Raw genomic sequence first — 15,642 nt, 5'->3', positions numbered from 1 at the left:
GGGCGGCCGGACCTGGATCGTCTCCCCGGGCCGACGGTCCGGTCCAAGACAGAACCGGCGGCCGGCGATAAGCCGCACTTATCGTTACCGGGATGGGGACCTCACCGACCGGCGGCCCGGCCCGGCCGGACCGGGACCTGCCGGCGCAAGGTCGGTCGGAGCGGGACCTGCCGGCGCGGGGTCGGTCGGAGGGGGACCTGCCGGTGCATGGTCGGCCGCCGGGCGACCCGGCCGGGCGGCAGCCGGCACCCGACGGCGGGGACCTGCGCCGGTGGCGCTACTTCGTGGTGCTCGCCGAGGAGCTGCACTTCACCCGGGCCGCCGCCCGGCTGCGGATCGCCCAACCGGCGCTCAGCCAGCAGATCCGTGCCCTCGAACGGCAGCTCGGGGTGACCCTGCTGCACCGTGACAGCCACGGCTGCACACTGACCGGGGTGGGCGCGCAGGTGGCCGGGGAGGCCCGTCGGCTGCTCGCCGAGGTGGACGCCGCGACCGCCCGGATCCGCGACCTGGTCGGCGGGCGCGGCGGCCGGCTGCGGCTGGCGTACACCCGGTCGGCCCGGGGCGGTCGGGTGGACGCGCTGGTGGCCCGGTTCCGGGCGGCCCATCCCGAGGTGGAGGTGGTGCCCGAGACCGGCTGGACGGCACCGAACGTGACCGGGCTGCTCACCGGCCGGCTCGACGTCGCCTTCGTCCGCCCGCCGCTGCCGGAGGCGGGCCTGACCTGCCGTACCGTCGACCGGGAGGAGCTGTTGTTCGCGGTGCCGGCGGGGCATCCGCTCGCGGCCGGTCGCGGCCGGGTGCGCCGGGCCGAGGTGGTCGACCTGCCCGCGGTGATGTGGCCCCGGGAGAACGGCCCCGGCATGTTCGACCGCACCATCGCCCAGGTCTGGCCCGACGGCGGCTTCCACCTGGTCCGGCAGGAACCCGACGACGAGCAGTTGCTGCGCGCGGTGGCCGACGGCGACGTGGTCGCGGCCGTGCCCGCCGGCCGGGCCCGCGCCCTGAAGGTGCCGGGGGTACGCCTGCGGCGCTTCGCCGCCCCGGTACCGACCGTCGACGTGGCCCTCGCCTGGCGGACCGACACCGCCAACCCCGCGGTCCGCCGACTCGCCGCGCTCCTCGCCACCCTCTGATCCGCCGGCTCGCCGGTCCTTACCGCTCGCTGCCCCGCCGCGTCGCCGTGCTCCTTGCCGCTGTCGGATCCGCCGGCTCGCCGTTGTCGGATCCGGTGGGCACCGGCGCGCTCGGACGGATATCCGACAATGGGCCGGCACGCCGGTCGAGCGGGCGAATGTGAATCGCCGGCCGCATTCGCAACGAGTAATGTGCTGCCTCCCACGGCCGTGACGGACCACCGTGTTCGTGGAATCGTCCCACCCTGTTCATGGGTCGTTTCGCCGTGTCCCCGGAATCGTCCTGCCGATCGGCAGGAGACGCTGTAGTCGAGGAGCCCCGACGTGTCCGACATGGACAGCGCCCCGCAGTTCAGCAGCGGGGCCGATCCCGCCCCGGCGCAAACCCGGACCGAGACCCCGGCCGCGCCGGCCGCCGCATCGCCCGCCGCGCCACCCACCGCGTCGCCCGCCGCGCCACCCACCGCGTCGCCCGCCGCGCCACCCACCGCGTCGCCCGCCGACGACGCCGGTGACCGGTTCGCCCATCGGCCGCCCGGCTATCCCAGCGCCCTGGTCTGGCTGCGGGCCGGCATCGTGCGTGACTGGCGGGGGGTGCTCGGCTCGTTCCTGGCCACCTGGCTGTACGTGCCGTTGGCGCTGGTGTCGGCCCTCTGGTGCGGCCTCGCCCTCGGCCTCTACGGGCTGATCGCCGGGGGCACCCAGTCCGAGGAGGCGGTGCCCGAGCTGCTGCGGGACGCGCCACTGGTCGGGCCGCTGCTGGACGCCTTCGTGACGCGCTCCGGCGGGGTGGTCGGCGGATTCGCCGGATTCGTGGTGGGCGCGCTCGCCGGTTTCCTGGTCGTGCTGGTGCTGCCCTGGCGCAACGCCTTCGACGAGCCGGCGAACCTGTTCACCGGGCTGGCCGGAATGGTGGTGGCCGCCGGCCTGGTGGGGGTGCTCTACACCGTCGGGCGGGTGCTGCTGGAACCGTGGCTGCTGGGTGTCTCCGGCGCACGTCCGCTCAGTCGCCGCGAGGCGGAACGGTTGCGTCCGCTGCTGACCGACTGCGCGGCCCGGCTCGGCCTGCCCGGTGAACCCCGGCTGCTGATCGAGGACGACCCGGTGCTCACCAACGCCCGCGCGTACGCCCGGCACGTGGTGGTGAGCACCGCCGTGCTGGACTGCACCGACGAGGAGATCGCCGCGCTGCTCAGCCACGAACTCGTGCACTGGCGGACGGGCGACGAGGTGACCAGCGCGTTCATCCGGGGCGTCGGCCTGCCGCTGGTGCTGGTGCACGCGCTGCCGGCCTGGCTGATGCGCCGCTTCCCGCACCCGGCCACCGACTTCGTGGTGTTCCTGTTCTTCTGGCCGGTGCTGCTCACCATGCGCTACCTCGTGCTGCCCTGCCACCGCCGCGACGTCCGGGCCGCCGAGTACCGGGCCGACGCCGGTGCGGTGCTCGCCGGGCACCGGGAGGGGATGCGCGCCATGCTGGAGCGACGGCGCTCCTTCGAGACCGGCCGCAGCGGTTGGGACGAGGCGGTCTGCGCCACCCACCCGCCGTCCGAGCTGCGCCTGGACCGGCTGGACCGGCCCGCCCCGGACCCGGCCACCGACCCGGTGGCCACCGCGCGCGGCCTCGACGGGCTGTTCGGCGCTCCGCCGACGACGGCGATCGGCTCCCGCCGGGCGCTGCTGCTGGTCGGGGCGCTGGTGCTGGTGAGCTGCCTGGGCGGTGGGTTGACGGCGGCCCAGTGGGCGTTCTTCCGCCCGCAGGCGGTCGTGAGCGACTACTTCGCGGCCCTCGACGACCACGACGGCGAGGACGCGCTCGCCCTGCTCACCCCCGAGGCGCGGGCCACGGTGGGCGACGGCGGGCAGCTCGCCCGGATGGTGTCGGCCAAGGGCTACCAGCCGCCCGCCGCGGTGTCCGTGACCGGGGTGGAGCGCGACGGCGACGAGGCGGTCGCCACGGTCGCGTACACCCTCGGCGGGCAGAAGCTGACCGCCGAACTGCCGTTGCGCCGCGACGACTCGGCCGTGCTCGGGCTGTTCCACCGCTGGCGGATCGACGCCGCCCCGGCGACCCTGAGCCTGCCCGGCGGCCCGGCCCCGCTGACCGTCAACGGGGTGCCCGCACCCACCGGCGACGAGCAGGTGGCGGTGCCGCTGCTGCCCGGGGCGTACACGGTGGCGGGGGAGAGCAACGTGCTCAGCGAGACGGCCTCGCGGGAGGTCTACGTCGTACCCGGGCAGCAGAGCGTGAGCGGCGCGGAGCTGACGCCCATGCTGCGACCCGAGGCGCAGGCGGCGGCGGAGCAGAGCGTGCGGTCCTACCTGGACGCCTGCGCGGCCCAGGCGGTGGCCGCGCCGCCGGGCTGCCCGCTGCGCTACTACACCGGCGGTACGACGGTGAAGAAGATCTCCTGGAAGATCACCGAGTACCCGACGATCGAGCTGACCCTGACCGGCCCGACCACCGCCCGGGTCTCCACCGCCTACGAGGCGCAGGGGTCGGCGCGGGCGACCGGCAGCACCGTCGGCTACTTCGGGACGACCCCGTTCACCGAGAACGAGAGGTTCGGGGTCAGCGGCGTGCTGTCGGTGGTCGACGGCAAGCTGACCTTCAAGCCCGGCGACGACTGAGCCGTCCGGCGAGGACCACCCCGCAGGCGACCACCGAAACGGAGACCGAGATGACCGCCCCCCGCTCCGACGCGCCGGCCCGGCTGGTGCTGGCCCCGCGCGCCGCCGGCCCGCAGCGGACGCCGCTGCTGACCTGGCTGCACCGTGACCCGAGGTACCGCGCCGTGGTGCGCGACGCGGGGCAGGGTGGCGGTCGGGCCGGCTTCAGCGACGCGGTGATCATCGCGGTGGTCGCCCAGGGGCTGCTGCCCGGACTGTTCAACCTGGTGCAGAGCTGGGTGGACCAGCAGCGTACCGAGGTGAGCATCCGGTTGCAGGTCGGCGACTCCGAGGTGGAGCTACAGGTCAGCGGTCGGACCGACCCGACGAAGCTGCTGGACCAGGCGCAGCGGGCGCTGGACCAGGGGCGACGGGCGCTGGACCCGGGCCGGGCGCTGGACCCGGGCCAGGCGCAGCGGGTGCTGGACCCTGATCGGGCGCAGCGGGAGCTGGGTCCGGGCCAGGGGTAGCGGGTGCTGGACCCCGATCGGGGCGCAGCGGGAGCTGGGTCCAGGTCAGGAGCAGCGGGCGCTGGACCGGCAGGAGCGGGCGGGGGACGCCGAGGGCCGGGGCGCTGCCGGTTCCGTCGTGCCCGCTGCGGATGGCCGGCGACCCGGGCCTGGTGTCGACGGCGCCACGCCCCCCGATGGCCGGTCAGGCGCTCACCGACGCCACGGCGGCGATCCCGGCCCACCCGGCGTCCTCGGCGACGATCCGACCGGAGGCGGCGAAGCGGGGGCTGCGCGCCGTGAACCTGGGCCGGGGCATGGTCTACCGGAAAGTCCTCATGCCTGTCAGGCATATTTATGCCTGACAGGCATGAGAGCTGCTCGGCACATGGTGGTCCGGCGCGACACGCCGACGCGAAAACGCGCCGCCACCGCCCACCGTCGTTCCTTGCCAGCGGCCGGGGTCGCGTCCGGTCAGGCGGCCTTGGCCAGCGCCTCGTACTCCGCGTCGGTGAGCTGGACCTGCGCGGCGGCCACGTTCTCCTCCAGGTGACCGACCGAGGACGTACCCGGGATGGGGAGCATGACCGGCGAGCGGCGCAGCAGCCAGGCGAGCGCGAGCTGGGCGGGCGTCGCCTCGTGGTCGGTGGCGATGGCGTCCAGCGGGCCGCCCGGCTTGGCCAGGTTGCCGGTGGCGATCGGGAACCACGGGATGAACGCCAGGTCGTTGCGCTCGCAGTACTCCAGGACGTCCTCGGCGCTGCGGTCGGCCAGGTTGTAGAGGTTCTGCACCGACACGATCGGGGTGATCCGCCGGGCCGCCTCGATCTGCTCGACGGTCACCTCGGAGAGCCCGATGTGCCGGATCTTGCCCTCCTGCTGGAGCAGGGCCAGCTCGCCGAGCTGGTCCTCCAGCGGCACCTTCGCGTCGATCCGGTGCAGCTGGTAGAGGCCGATCGACTCCAGACCCAGGTGCCGCAGGCTCAGTTCGCACTGCTGGCGCAGGTACTCCGGCCGCCCCACCGGCCGCCAGTCGCCCGGCCCGGAGCGGGTCAGGCCGGCCTTCGTCGCGATGACCAGATCGTCGGCGTACGGGTGCAGCGCTTCCCTGATCAGCAGCTCCGAGACGAACGGCCCGTACGAGTCGGCGGTGTCGATGAACGTGACCCCCAGCTCGTACGCCCGGCGCAGCACCCGGACCGCCTCGGCCGGGTCCTTCGGGTCACCCCATACCCCCGGCCCGGTGATCTGCATGGCCCCGTAGCCGAGCCGGTCCACCTGGAGGTCGCCCCCGATCCGGTAGGTGCCGGACGCCTTCGCGGGCTGTGCGCTGGAACCCATGAGTCTTACCCCGATCCTGTGCGTTGTCGTCAGCGGCAAATCTAGCCACCGCTTCCCTGGCTTTCCCGAAGATCGCCGTCGGGAACACCCACGGGACCGATGTGGGCACCGACACCTCACCCCGCGTGCCGGATGACCACCAACGCCTGGTCGTCGTCGGAGCCGGAGAGCTTGCTCAGGATGGTGTCCGCGATGACCTCCACCGGCTGGTCGCGCACCGGCACGATCACCTCGTGCAACGCCGCCACCCCGGCCTCGTACGCCTGGTCGCGCCGCTCCACCAGCCCGTCGGTGTACGCCACCAGCAGGTCACCCGGGCCGAACGCCACGGTGGTCACCGGCACCGGGTCGCGGACCAGCCCCAGCGGCAGCGAGTGCCCCGTCCAGACCGTCTCCGGCGGCTGCCCCGGCCGCAGCAGCACCGGATGGGGGTGCCCCACCCGGGCGACCTGCGCCACCCCGGCGACCGGGTCGACGACCATCGCCAGGCAGGTGCCGAGGAACCCGGCCCCGAGCAGGCCGGTCAGCCGGGGGAACACCTCGGCCAGCGGCACCCCGGACCGGATCAGGGTGTTCACCACCGTCCGGAGCTGGGCCATGTCGGCCGCCGCCTCGACCTGGTGACCCACCACGTCGCCGACCACCACGGCCAGCCGGCCCTCGTCGAGGTCCACCAGGTCGTACCAGTCCCCGCCCAGGTGCAGGCCGCTCATCGCCGGCTGGTAGCGGGTGGCCAGCTCCAGGCCGGGGGAGCCGACCGTGTCCGAGGCCCGCAGCCGACCCGCCAGCCGGGTCACCAGGTTGTGCTCGGCGGCGGCCAGCCGGACCCGTTCCAGGGTCTGCTCGCACAGGTCGGCGATGGTGTCCAGCAACGCCAGGTCGTCGTCGTGCAGCGGCCGTTCCCGGGGCCAGCCGAAGCCCAGCGCGGCGATGGGTCGCCGGGAGGCGTCCAGCAACGGCAACGCCACCGTGGTCACCATGCCGTACTCCCCGGCCGGGTCCGGCAGGCCGGGATGGCGGGCGGCGAACTCGGCCCGGTTGCGCAGGATGATCCGCTCACCGGTGCGCAGCGCGCGGGCGATCGGCCGCGGATCGTCGATGGTCAGGTCGTCGAAGGTGGCGACCAGCCCGCTCGGCAGCTCACCGTGCCACAGCCGCAGCCGCCGGCCCTCGTCCCGCATCGCCAGGCCGGGCAGGGCCGCGCCGAGCGCCATCGGCGCGGCGTCCAGGATCACCTCGATCGCCTCGGCGGTCGACCGGGTGACGCTGAGCCGGGCGGCGAACTCCGCCATCGCCCGCGCCGAACCGGTCAGCTCGGCCCGCCGCAACGCCTGGCTGCACAACCCCGCCACCGCGTCGAGCAGGGTGCGGCGGGCCTCCTCGTCGGCGACCGGCCCGGACCACCGCACCTCGAGCGCGCCGAGCACCGCCCCGCCACCGTCGCGCAACGGCAGGCAGACCCCGTCGGGCAGCGGCACGGGCGTCTCCTCGCGGACCACCCGGGCCAGCGGCTCGTCGTCGGCGACCGCCAGCCGGGACGGCCCGTCGCCACCGACCACCGTCAGGTCCAGCGCGCCTGCCGTGGCCACCGCGACCCGGACCTCGGCCGCGCCGACCAGCGCCGGGGTGACCGTGGTGACCACTTCCGTCACCGCCGCCCGGTTCCCGGCGGCGCTGAGCGCCCCGGCGAGCCGGGCCAGCCCCTCGGCCTGCCGCAGCGCCCGCCGCCGGTCGCCGGCCCGCTGCGCGGGGACGTCCGCCGCCGGGGTGTCGGTGACCGTGGTGAAGACCCCGCCGGGGCGGCCGAGCGCGTCGACGATCGGCCCCGACGAGCAGACCAGCCGGCGTCGACCCGTACCGGCGTCGACGTCACGTTCGTGCCGGCAGGTGACCCGGGCGGCGGTCAGCACCTCGGTCAGCGCGGGTACGGCGTCCGGCCAGACCGCCGTGCCCGGCCGCCCCGGCGACTCCCGCCCGGCCGGGTCGAACAGCGCCAGGTACCCGTCGTTGGGCAGCAGCACGAGTTCCGGACCCCACCAGACCGCCGCCGGGGTCGGGGTGTGCAGGCAGATGGTCAGGGCGGTGCGCAGGCTCTGCGGCCAGGAGTCCAACGGCCCGAGCGGGGTGGCCGCCCAGTCGTGCCCGACGATTCGCCGGCCGGCCCGACCGCCACAGGAGAGGAGTTCCCGCCAGCGGGTGTCGTCCGGCGGCCGGGGGTCGACGGTGGCGGAGCGAGTCATGTCGGGACCTCCGCTCTGCGGATCGAGCCCTTCCCCATCAATCGGACCGTACCAGCGTCCGCCGACGCCCACGCTGGTCGATCCCCGGGTCGGGCCGCCGGAGCTCGTCGTCGCGCCCGCCGGCCCCGGTACGTTCACCCCGCCGGTCGGCCCGCTCCGGGCCGGTTGCGGTCCGGGTCGCCGGTCGGCGTACCGACGGGCACCCAGGGCAGTTGCCCCGACCACCCGCCGGGGGCGGCCGGCTCGTGGGACGCTGGCCGGGTCCGGGGGAGCACGGCGGTCCGCGGCAGCGCGGCGGGTCCGGCGCCGCCACGTCGCCCCGGGCGGGTCGACGACCGGCGCGGTGGGGCGCCGACGCGCAGGGGGAGCCATGACGGGTACGCCGCAGCTGGACTTCGCGCTCGACACGTACGAGTGCATCGTGCTCTATCCCGGTCCGGCCGGTCGGGTGCTGCCGCCGGAGACCGTGCAGCGGCTCCAGGCCGAACACACCGCGCACATGCGGGCGCTGCAACGGCGGGGCCTGGTGCTGGTGGCCGGGTCGATCGACGGTCCGGCCCGGGAGCCCGCCCCGCCGATCGGCATCGGCCTGGCCCGCACCGGATCGGTCGACGACGTACGCAGCGTGATGGAGGCCGACCCGGCGGTACAGGCCGGGCTCTACACGGTCGACGTGCTGACCTTCCTGTGCCCGGCCGGCTCGCTGGAGTTCCCGCTGGTCAAGACCGACAGTTAGCGGTCCGTGCGGACCTGTGTCGGGCGGTGGCCGCCGATCGGGCCGGTGCCGGGGCGGCCGCGCCCGGGAGCGCGCGGACGACGATGGCCCCCGGGCGGTACGATTCCCGGCGCGCGGTCGCCGATGCCCGCGCCGCTCCGACGGCCCCGGCGTGGCCCGTGTCCCGCCGGCCACGCGCCCACCCCGCGCGTCGTCGGACCCCTGTTCCTCAGTCCGCAAGGGGTCGGCCCGCAGGTCGACCCGGAGGAGAGACTAGCCTGATGGGCGTGACACGCCGCGCGAAGATCGTCTGCACTCTTGGCCCTGCCACCTCGTCCCCGGAGCGGCTCCGGGGGCTGATCGAGGCGGGCATGAACGTGGCCAGGCTGAACTTCAGCCACGGTAGTCACGCCGACCACGAGTCGGTGTACCGGATGGTCCGCGAAGCAGCCGAGGCGGTCGGCGTGCCGGTCGCCATCCTGGCCGACCTCCAGGGCCCCAAGATCCGGCTCGGCAAGTTCGCCGACGGGCCGCACGAGTGGCGTACCGGCGACTCGGTGGTGATCACCGGTGACGACATCCTCGGCACCAAGGACCGGGTCTCCTGCACCTACCGCAAGCTGCCCCAGGAGGTGAAGCCGGGCGACCGGCTGCTGATCGACGACGGCCGGGTCGCCGTCGAGGTCAGCGACGTCACCGGCAACGACATCCGGTGCCTGGTCACCGAGGGCGGCCCGGTCTCCAACAACAAGGGCGTCTCGCTGCCGAACGTGGCGGTCAGCGTCCCGGCGATGTCGGACAAGGACGCCGAGGACCTGCGCTTCGCGCTCGGCCTGGGTGTCGACCTGATCGCGCTCTCCTTCGTCCGCACCGCGGAGGACATCAAGCTCGTCCACGGCATCATGGACGAGGAGGGCGTGCGCCGTCCGGTGCTGGCCAAGGTCGAGAAGCCCGAGGCGGTCGACCACCTGGAGGCGATCGTGCTCGCCTTCGACGGCGTCATGGTGGCCCGGGGCGACCTCGGCGTCGAGATGCCGCTCGACCAGGTGCCCCTGGTGCAGAAGCGGGCCGTGCAGCTCTGCCGGGAGAACGCCAAGCCGGTCATCGTGGCCACCCAGATGCTCGACTCCATGATCGAGAATTCCCGGCCGACCCGGGCCGAGGCCTCCGACGTGGCCAACGCGGTGCTCGACGGCGCGGACGCGGTGATGCTCTCCGGCGAGACCAGCGTCGGCAAGTACCCGGTGCTCACCGTCAGCACCATGGCCAAGATCATCACGACCACCGAGGCCGGCTCGATCGGGGTGCCCCGGCTCCAGCACGACCCGCGCACCCACGGCGGCGCGCTCACCGTGGCCGCCTCCTCGATCGCCCGCGCCATCGGGGCGAAGGCGCTGGTGGCCTTCTCGCAGACCGGCGACACCGTCAAGCGGCTCAGCCGGCTGCACTGCGACCTGCCGCTGCTGGCCTTCACGCCGGTCCCCGAGGTGCGCAGCCAGCTCGCGCTCTGCTGGGGCGTGGAGACCTTCCTGATGCCGTTCGTGCAGCACACCGACGACATGTTCCGGCAGGTCGACCAGGCGCTGCTCGGCCTCAACCAGGCGACCCCCGGCGACTACGTGGTGATCGTCGCGGGCAGCCCGCCCGGCACCCCGGGCTCCACCAACACGCTGCGCGTGCACCAGCTCGGCTCCCTGGTCGACGCCGCCTCCGCCCGGGCACTCCAGTGAGCACCCCGGCACGGCTGACAGTGCCCGGCCGGTGAGCACGATGGTGCGGCGGACCGGGACAGCGCGGTGAACGGGCGTCCGGCGGTGACCGGCCAGGCCGCGGTCGACCAGCTCCTCGAGGTCCTCGACCTCGATCACACCGGCGAGATGACCTTCCGGGGGATGAGCCCCCGGGTCGGTCCGCAGCGGGTGTTCGGAGGGCAGGTCGCCGGCCAGGCACTGGTCGCCGCCGGGCGCACCGTTGACCCGGAGCGGTTCGTGCACTCCTTGCACGGCTACTTCGTCCGCCCCGGCGATCCGGCCGAGCCGATCGACTACCAGGTGGAGAACGTCCGGGACGGGCGCTCCTTCTCGGTGCGCCGGTCGGTGGCGGTGCAGCACGACAAGCCGATCTTCTTCATGTCGGCCTCGTTCCAGCGGCAGGAACAGGCCCTGGAACACCAGGCCCCCACCCCGCCGGACGTGCCCGGCCCGGACGACGTGCCGACCATGTCCGACCGGCTGGCCCGCTACCCGGAACGGCTCGGCATCTGGGGGCAGATCCCCCGCCCGATCGACGTCCGCTACGTCGGCGAACCGGGCTGGGTGCGTCCGGGTGACCGCCCGGCCGACCCCCACCAGCGGGTCTGGATGCGTATCGACGGCAAGCTGCCCGACGATCCGCTGCTGCACGCCTGCGCCCTCACCTACGCCTCCGACCTGACCCTGCTGGATTCGGTCCTGTCGGTGCACGGCGAGGTCTGGGGGCCGGGCGGCCTGGACGGGGCGAGCCTGGACCACGCGCTGTGGTTCCACCGGTCGTTCCGCGCCGACGAGTGGTTCCTCTACGACTGCTGGAGCCCGTCGGCGTCCGGCGCGCGGGGCCTGGCCACCGGCCGGATGTTCACCGCCGACGGCCGGCACATCGCCAGTGCCGTCCAGGAGGGCCTGCTCCGGCGCGTCGGCGACTGACCGACCGCCTCCCGGCCGGCGCGGCCCCGCCGGCCGCGGCTGACGGTCGCTCCCGACCCCGCCGACCTCCCGGCCGTCGGTCGGCCTCGGCCCGTCCGGTGGCCGGGGCGTGGTCAGAAGCTGCTGACCACCTTGACCAGGGCGTCGTCGATGGTGGCCGGGTCCTTCGCGTCGAACGCCTTGCCGGCCGACGCCTTGGCGATCCGGTCCAGGGCGGCCAGGTCCGAGTCCTGGTCGAAGGCCACGCAGAAGACCTTGACCGGCTTCTTCGGGTCCAGCGCGATGTCCCGGAGCAGCCGGTCCAGGTCGCTGTCCTTCTGGTACTCGTTCTTGCCGTCGGTGAGCACCACCACCGCGTTGATCCGCTTCGGGTCGTAGCTGTCGAGCATGCTGCGGTGGGCCGCGCGGACCGTCGCGTACAACGCGGTGTTCCCGCCGATGCGCAGGCCGGTCAGCTTGCGGTTGAACCCGTCCCGGTTCAGTGGCGCGAGCCGGACCTCCTCGCTGTAGGGCCGCTTCGTCCGTTGCGGGGTCTCGCTGGAGAACGACCAGAGCGCCACCTGGTCGGCGGAGTTCAGCAGCCCGATCGCCTTGCTCGCCGCGTCGGTCGCCGCCTGGAACCGGGTCTGGTCGCCGACGCTGGCCTTCATCGAGCCGGAGGTGTCCACGGCGAGCAGGATGTTCGCCTTCTTGCGCAGGGTGTCCCACCCGCCGAGGATCGCGCCGACCACCTCCGGGGTGGGCGGGTCGAAGTAGGTGAGCCGGTCGCCGCCCGGCCCGGCCACCGTGGCCAGCAGCGACTCGGCGGGCCGGCGCTCGTCGTCCCGGAACCCCAGGGCGGCGAAGCTGCGCTGCTGCGGACCCTCGCGGAGGAAGCCGAGGAAGTCCTCGGCGGCCTCCCGCTGCGCCGGGTCGGCCGAGGGGAGCACCACGTACGGGTGGTCCAGGTTGAAGGTGCCCTCCTTCGGGTGCACCGCCACCAGCGGTACCCGGGGCTTGCTGCCGGTCGGGCTGAGCTGCCCCTGGTTGTAGAGGTAGACCAGCTCCTCCTGGAGGACGATCGCGCTCATGTCGGTCGCCGGGGCGTCCCCGGTGGCGGCGGCGTCGGCCTCGGCCAGGCTGCGCAGCAGGTCCACCGAGTCGTCGCTGTAGTGCGAGACGTTCGCCTCGATCCGCCGGACGAACTGGGTCACCGCGGGCTGGGCGAGATCCTCGCTGGTCAGGTCGCTGGCCCGGTTGACCGCCGCGTAGTAGGTGGCGATGGTGGCGGCCAGGCCCGAGGTGGACAGGTGCGGGTTGTCCTTGCCGAAGGTGAACCGGCCCCACTCGGGTTTGCCGAACGCCGCCCAGCCGGTGTCGCCGGACAGGCCGAGGATGTCGGCCCAGCCGAGCGGGCCGCGCTGCTGCACCAGCTCACCCTTGTCCCTGGGCATGGCGATGACCAGGGGACTGTTGGCGATCGACGGGTGCTGTCCGGGGGTCTGCGCCGGGCGGCCCGCCGCCGAGTCCAGCAGGCGTAGCTGCCCGGTCCACAGCGACGAGGTGGGCAGCCACACCTGTGGCTCGGCGACCTGCGGCTGGGTGAGCGACCACCCGCCGGCCAGTGCCTCCATCGCCTCGCCCGAGTTGAGGCCGTGCACGGTCACCTGCGCGCACCGCCCGCCGAAGCGCCGGCCGGCGGCGTTGTAGCGGTCGGCGAGCTGGGCGACCAGCGTGCTCTTCTCGGTGGAGGAGCTGACCTCCAGCGGTACGCAGCCGGCCCGGTCGGTGCCGGGGTCGGGCCGGACGTACAGGTAGGCCGCGGCGATCACCGCGAACCCCGCGACGACGGCGGCCGTGTACGGCAGCCATGACCGGGCGGGACGCTCACCGGTGGCCATCGGCTCCTCCAGGGGTTCGTGCGGCGTGGGTCAGGCGTCGGTACGGGGTGCCGGCCCGCCCGCCCCGGTGGGCTCCGACCGTCCGGGCTCTGCGACGGACGGGGTGAGCGCGGCGGCGACCAGCAGACGGACACCGTAGACCACGACGAGGGTGACGGAGCCGACGGCGGTGGCGGTGCCCACGGCCGTCGTGGCGACGTACCCGGCGGCGCTGCCCAGCGAGCCGAGGAAGATGGCGGTCGACACCCCCCACGGGTCGGTCCACTGCTGGCGCAGCCGCCGCCCGAAGCCGTCCCGCCCGGCCGGCGGGGTGGCGGCCGGGGCCGGTCGGTCCGTGGTCGGTCGGTCCGTGGTCGTCCGACCCGGGCCGGGGACGGCCGCCCGCCCGCCGGGCGGTGTCGCCGGCTCGGCCGGGCCGGTCCAGGCCTGCGCCGGTGGGGTCGGTCCGGTCCAGGCGGTCGCCGGTGGGGTCGTGCCGGTCGAGGCCGTCGCCGGCTCGGCCGGGCCGGTCCGGTGCGTCGCCGGTGGGGTCGAGGCGGTCCAGGCCTGCGCCGGTGGGGTAGGGGTGGGCCAGGCGGTCGCTGGTGGGGTCGTCGCCGGGCCGGTCGGGGCGGATGGTGCCGGGAGGACTGTCGACATGGTCGGCCACGGGTCGACCGCCATCGGGACCGGGCCGTCCGGTGCGGCCGGGGTGACCGGCGGGGAAACCGGCGCGACGGTGGACAGGGTACGGGGCAGCTGCTGGGTGGCGGCCGCGTCGGTGCCGGCCCGGAGCACCGACTGCAACGGCACGGCGGTGCCCGGGTGGGTGTCCCGGCCGAGCAGGCGGAGCAGCACCTCCTGGGCGGTCGGCCGGGCCCGGTGGTCCTTGTCCAGACACTGTCCGATCAGGACGGCCAGCGGACCGGAGAGCCCGGTCAGCTCCGGCGGGTCGTGCATAACCCGGTGCATCACCGCCGCGACCGGACCGGTGCGGAAGGGGGGCTGTCCGCCCGCGGCGAAGGCGATCGTCCCCGCCCAGGCGAACACGTCGCTGGCCGGGCCGACCTCGTCGTCCCGGAACCGTTCCGGGGCCATGTAGGGGGCGGTGCCCATGATGCGGTCGGTCATCGTCTCGGTGACGTCGAGCGCGCGGGCGATACCGAAGTCGATCACGCGCGGGCCGTCCGCCCCGAGGATCACGTTGTCCGGCTTCAGGTCGCAGTGCACCACGTCGGACTGGTGGATCGCGGCCAGCGCGGTGGCGGTGCCCACGGCCAGCCGGTGCAGCGCGTTGCCGCTGATCGGACCCTGCTCGCGGACGTGCCGTTGCAGGGTGACGCCCTCGATGAACTCGCTGACCACGTACGGCAGCTCACCGTCCACGTCGGCGAAGAGGATCTGCGCGGTGCAGAACGGCGCGACCCGGCGGGCGGCGGCGATCTCCTTGGCGAACTGGGACTTCGCCTTCGGGTGCTGGCGCAGGTCCACGTTGATGACCTTGACGGCGACCCATCGGCCGTGGTCGTCCCGGCCCAGGTAGACCACACCCTGCCCGCCCGCGCCGAGCCGGCCGACCAGCTCGTACGGGCCGGCCTGGCGCGGATCCCGCGTGGTCAGCGGTGTCACGTCCGGCATCGCTGTCGCTGCCCCTATCGGCCGGTGCTCCGGTGCGCTGGTGCGTCGTGGATCGGCGACCCTGCCGGACGACAGGGGTATGGTGCCACGTCCGTGCCACCGTTGGCACCGCCGGCCGTCGGCGGGGAGGGTGCGCGGCGGTCGTCCGCGACGCCGCTCGGCCGTTCGGCCGTTCGGTGGAGGGTGGCGACCCGGCCGGCCGGTTCGGCGACTAACCTTGCGGCCATGCGTCTCTCCGCTCGGGTCGACTATGCCCTCCGTGCGGCCGCCGAGCTGGCCTCGGTGGCCGACGGCGCGGAGGACGGCCGGTCGCGGCCCGTCACCGCCGAGCAGATCGCCCGCTCCCAGGACATTCCGCCGAAGTTCCTGGAGAGCATCCTGCTCCAGCTGCGTCGGGGTGGCGTCGTGCACGCCCAGCGCGGCCCGGAGGGTGGCTACTGGCTGGCCAGGCCGGCGGCGGAGATCTCCCTGGCCGAGGTGATCCGGGTGATCGACGGTCCGCTGGCGCACGTCCGCGGGCAGCGCCCCGAGCAGCTCGGCTACCACGGCGCGGCCCGGGCGTTGCAGGACGTCTGGATCGCGCTGCGGGCCAGTGAGCGGGAGATCCTGGAGCAGGTCAGCGTCGCCGACGTGGCGGCCGGAGTGCTGCCGGGGCGGATCAACGAGCTGGCCGCCGACCCGCGCGCCTGGAGCTGAGCGCCGGGAGCCACCCCGCGCGTCGGAAGTTGACGGGCGGGAGCCACCCCGCGCGCTTGGAGCTGACGGTCGGGAGTCACCCCGCGCGCCTGGAGCCGGCGGTCGGGAGCTGACGGCCGGGAATCGTCCCGCGCGCGCAGTGGTGCGCGGCGGGTGGCGTCCCGCGCGCTGGGAGCTGAGCGTCCGGAATCGTCCCGCGCGCCGGGAGGAGGGTGGA

At 74.5% G+C, this 15,642-nt stretch carries 11 protein-coding genes; 7 read left to right on the top strand and 4 right to left on the bottom strand.

Features of this window, described 5'->3' with window-relative positions:
* Positions 1 to 92: 92 nt before the first annotated feature.
* From O7625_RS28370 to O7625_RS28360, 3 genes are all read left to right on the top strand, one after another.
* Complete coding sequence (locus tag O7625_RS28370) at positions 93 to 1,136, top strand: LysR substrate-binding domain-containing protein (RefSeq protein ID WP_282342891.1); 1,044 nt, start codon at positions 93 to 95, stop codon at positions 1,134 to 1,136.
* A 333-nt stretch (positions 1,137 to 1,469) separates the two neighbouring features.
* Positions 1,470 to 3,767, top strand: a complete 2,298-nt coding sequence (locus O7625_RS28365) for a M48 family metalloprotease (protein ID WP_282347121.1) — start codon at positions 1,470 to 1,472, stop codon at positions 3,765 to 3,767.
* Between the two features lie 50 nt (positions 3,768 to 3,817).
* A complete protein-coding gene (locus O7625_RS28360) occupies positions 3,818 to 4,276 on the top strand; it encodes a hypothetical protein (protein ID WP_282342889.1) in 459 nt (152 codons plus the stop codon).
* Between the two features lie 453 nt (positions 4,277 to 4,729).
* On the opposite strand, the gene O7625_RS28355 is transcribed toward O7625_RS28360, so the two are convergent.
* Both O7625_RS28355 and O7625_RS28350 read right to left on the bottom strand, forming a co-directional pair.
* The gene (locus tag O7625_RS28355; RefSeq protein WP_282342887.1) at positions 4,730 to 5,596 is read right to left on the bottom strand and encodes an aldo/keto reductase; all 867 of its coding nucleotides are present in this window, start codon (positions 5,594 to 5,596) and stop codon (positions 4,730 to 4,732) included.
* Positions 5,597 to 5,712: 116 nt separating this feature from the next.
* Positions 5,713 to 7,836 (bottom strand): GAF domain-containing SpoIIE family protein phosphatase, encoded by a 2,124-nt coding sequence (locus tag O7625_RS28350; protein WP_282342885.1) that lies wholly within the window; start codon positions 7,834 to 7,836, stop codon positions 5,713 to 5,715.
* 370 nt (positions 7,837 to 8,206) lie between these two features.
* On the opposite strand from O7625_RS28350, the gene O7625_RS28345 reads away from it, so the two are divergent.
* From O7625_RS28345 to O7625_RS28335, 3 genes are all read left to right on the top strand, one after another.
* Positions 8,207 to 8,572, top strand: a complete 366-nt coding sequence (locus O7625_RS28345; RefSeq protein ID WP_067303965.1) for a YciI family protein — start codon at positions 8,207 to 8,209, stop codon at positions 8,570 to 8,572.
* Between the two features lie 260 nt (positions 8,573 to 8,832).
* Positions 8,833 to 10,281, top strand: coding sequence for a pyruvate kinase (gene pyk, locus O7625_RS28340; protein WP_282342878.1), 1,449 nt, complete (start codon positions 8,833 to 8,835; stop codon positions 10,279 to 10,281).
* 66 nt (positions 10,282 to 10,347) lie between these two features.
* Positions 10,348 to 11,232, top strand: a complete 885-nt coding sequence (locus tag O7625_RS28335) for an acyl-CoA thioesterase II (protein WP_067303970.1) — start codon at positions 10,348 to 10,350, stop codon at positions 11,230 to 11,232.
* Between the two features lie 113 nt (positions 11,233 to 11,345).
* Here O7625_RS28335 and O7625_RS28330 read toward each other — a convergent pair whose 3' ends face one another.
* Together O7625_RS28330 and O7625_RS28325 are read right to left on the bottom strand one after the other, a co-directional pair.
* Positions 11,346 to 13,112, bottom strand: a complete 1,767-nt coding sequence (locus O7625_RS28330) for an extracellular solute-binding protein (protein WP_282342873.1) — start codon at positions 13,110 to 13,112, stop codon at positions 11,346 to 11,348.
* A gap of 30 nt (positions 13,113 to 13,142) precedes the next feature.
* Positions 13,143 to 14,729, bottom strand: a complete 1,587-nt coding sequence (locus tag O7625_RS28325; protein WP_282342872.1) for a serine/threonine protein kinase — start codon at positions 14,727 to 14,729, stop codon at positions 13,143 to 13,145.
* A 225-nt stretch (positions 14,730 to 14,954) separates the two neighbouring features.
* Between O7625_RS28325 and O7625_RS28320 the strand changes: the two genes are divergently transcribed.
* On the top strand, positions 14,955 to 15,425 hold the full coding sequence (locus O7625_RS28320) for an Rrf2 family transcriptional regulator (RefSeq protein WP_067303978.1): 471 nt from the start codon (positions 14,955 to 14,957) through the stop codon (positions 15,423 to 15,425).
* Positions 15,426 to 15,642: the final 217 nt, after the last annotated feature.

The sequence above is a fragment of the Micromonospora sp. WMMD714 genome (assembly GCF_029581315.1).
Classification (GTDB): domain Bacteria; phylum Actinomycetota; class Actinomycetes; order Mycobacteriales; family Micromonosporaceae; genus Micromonospora; species Micromonospora rifamycinica.
This window is presented reverse-complemented; position numbering and strand designations above follow the sequence as displayed.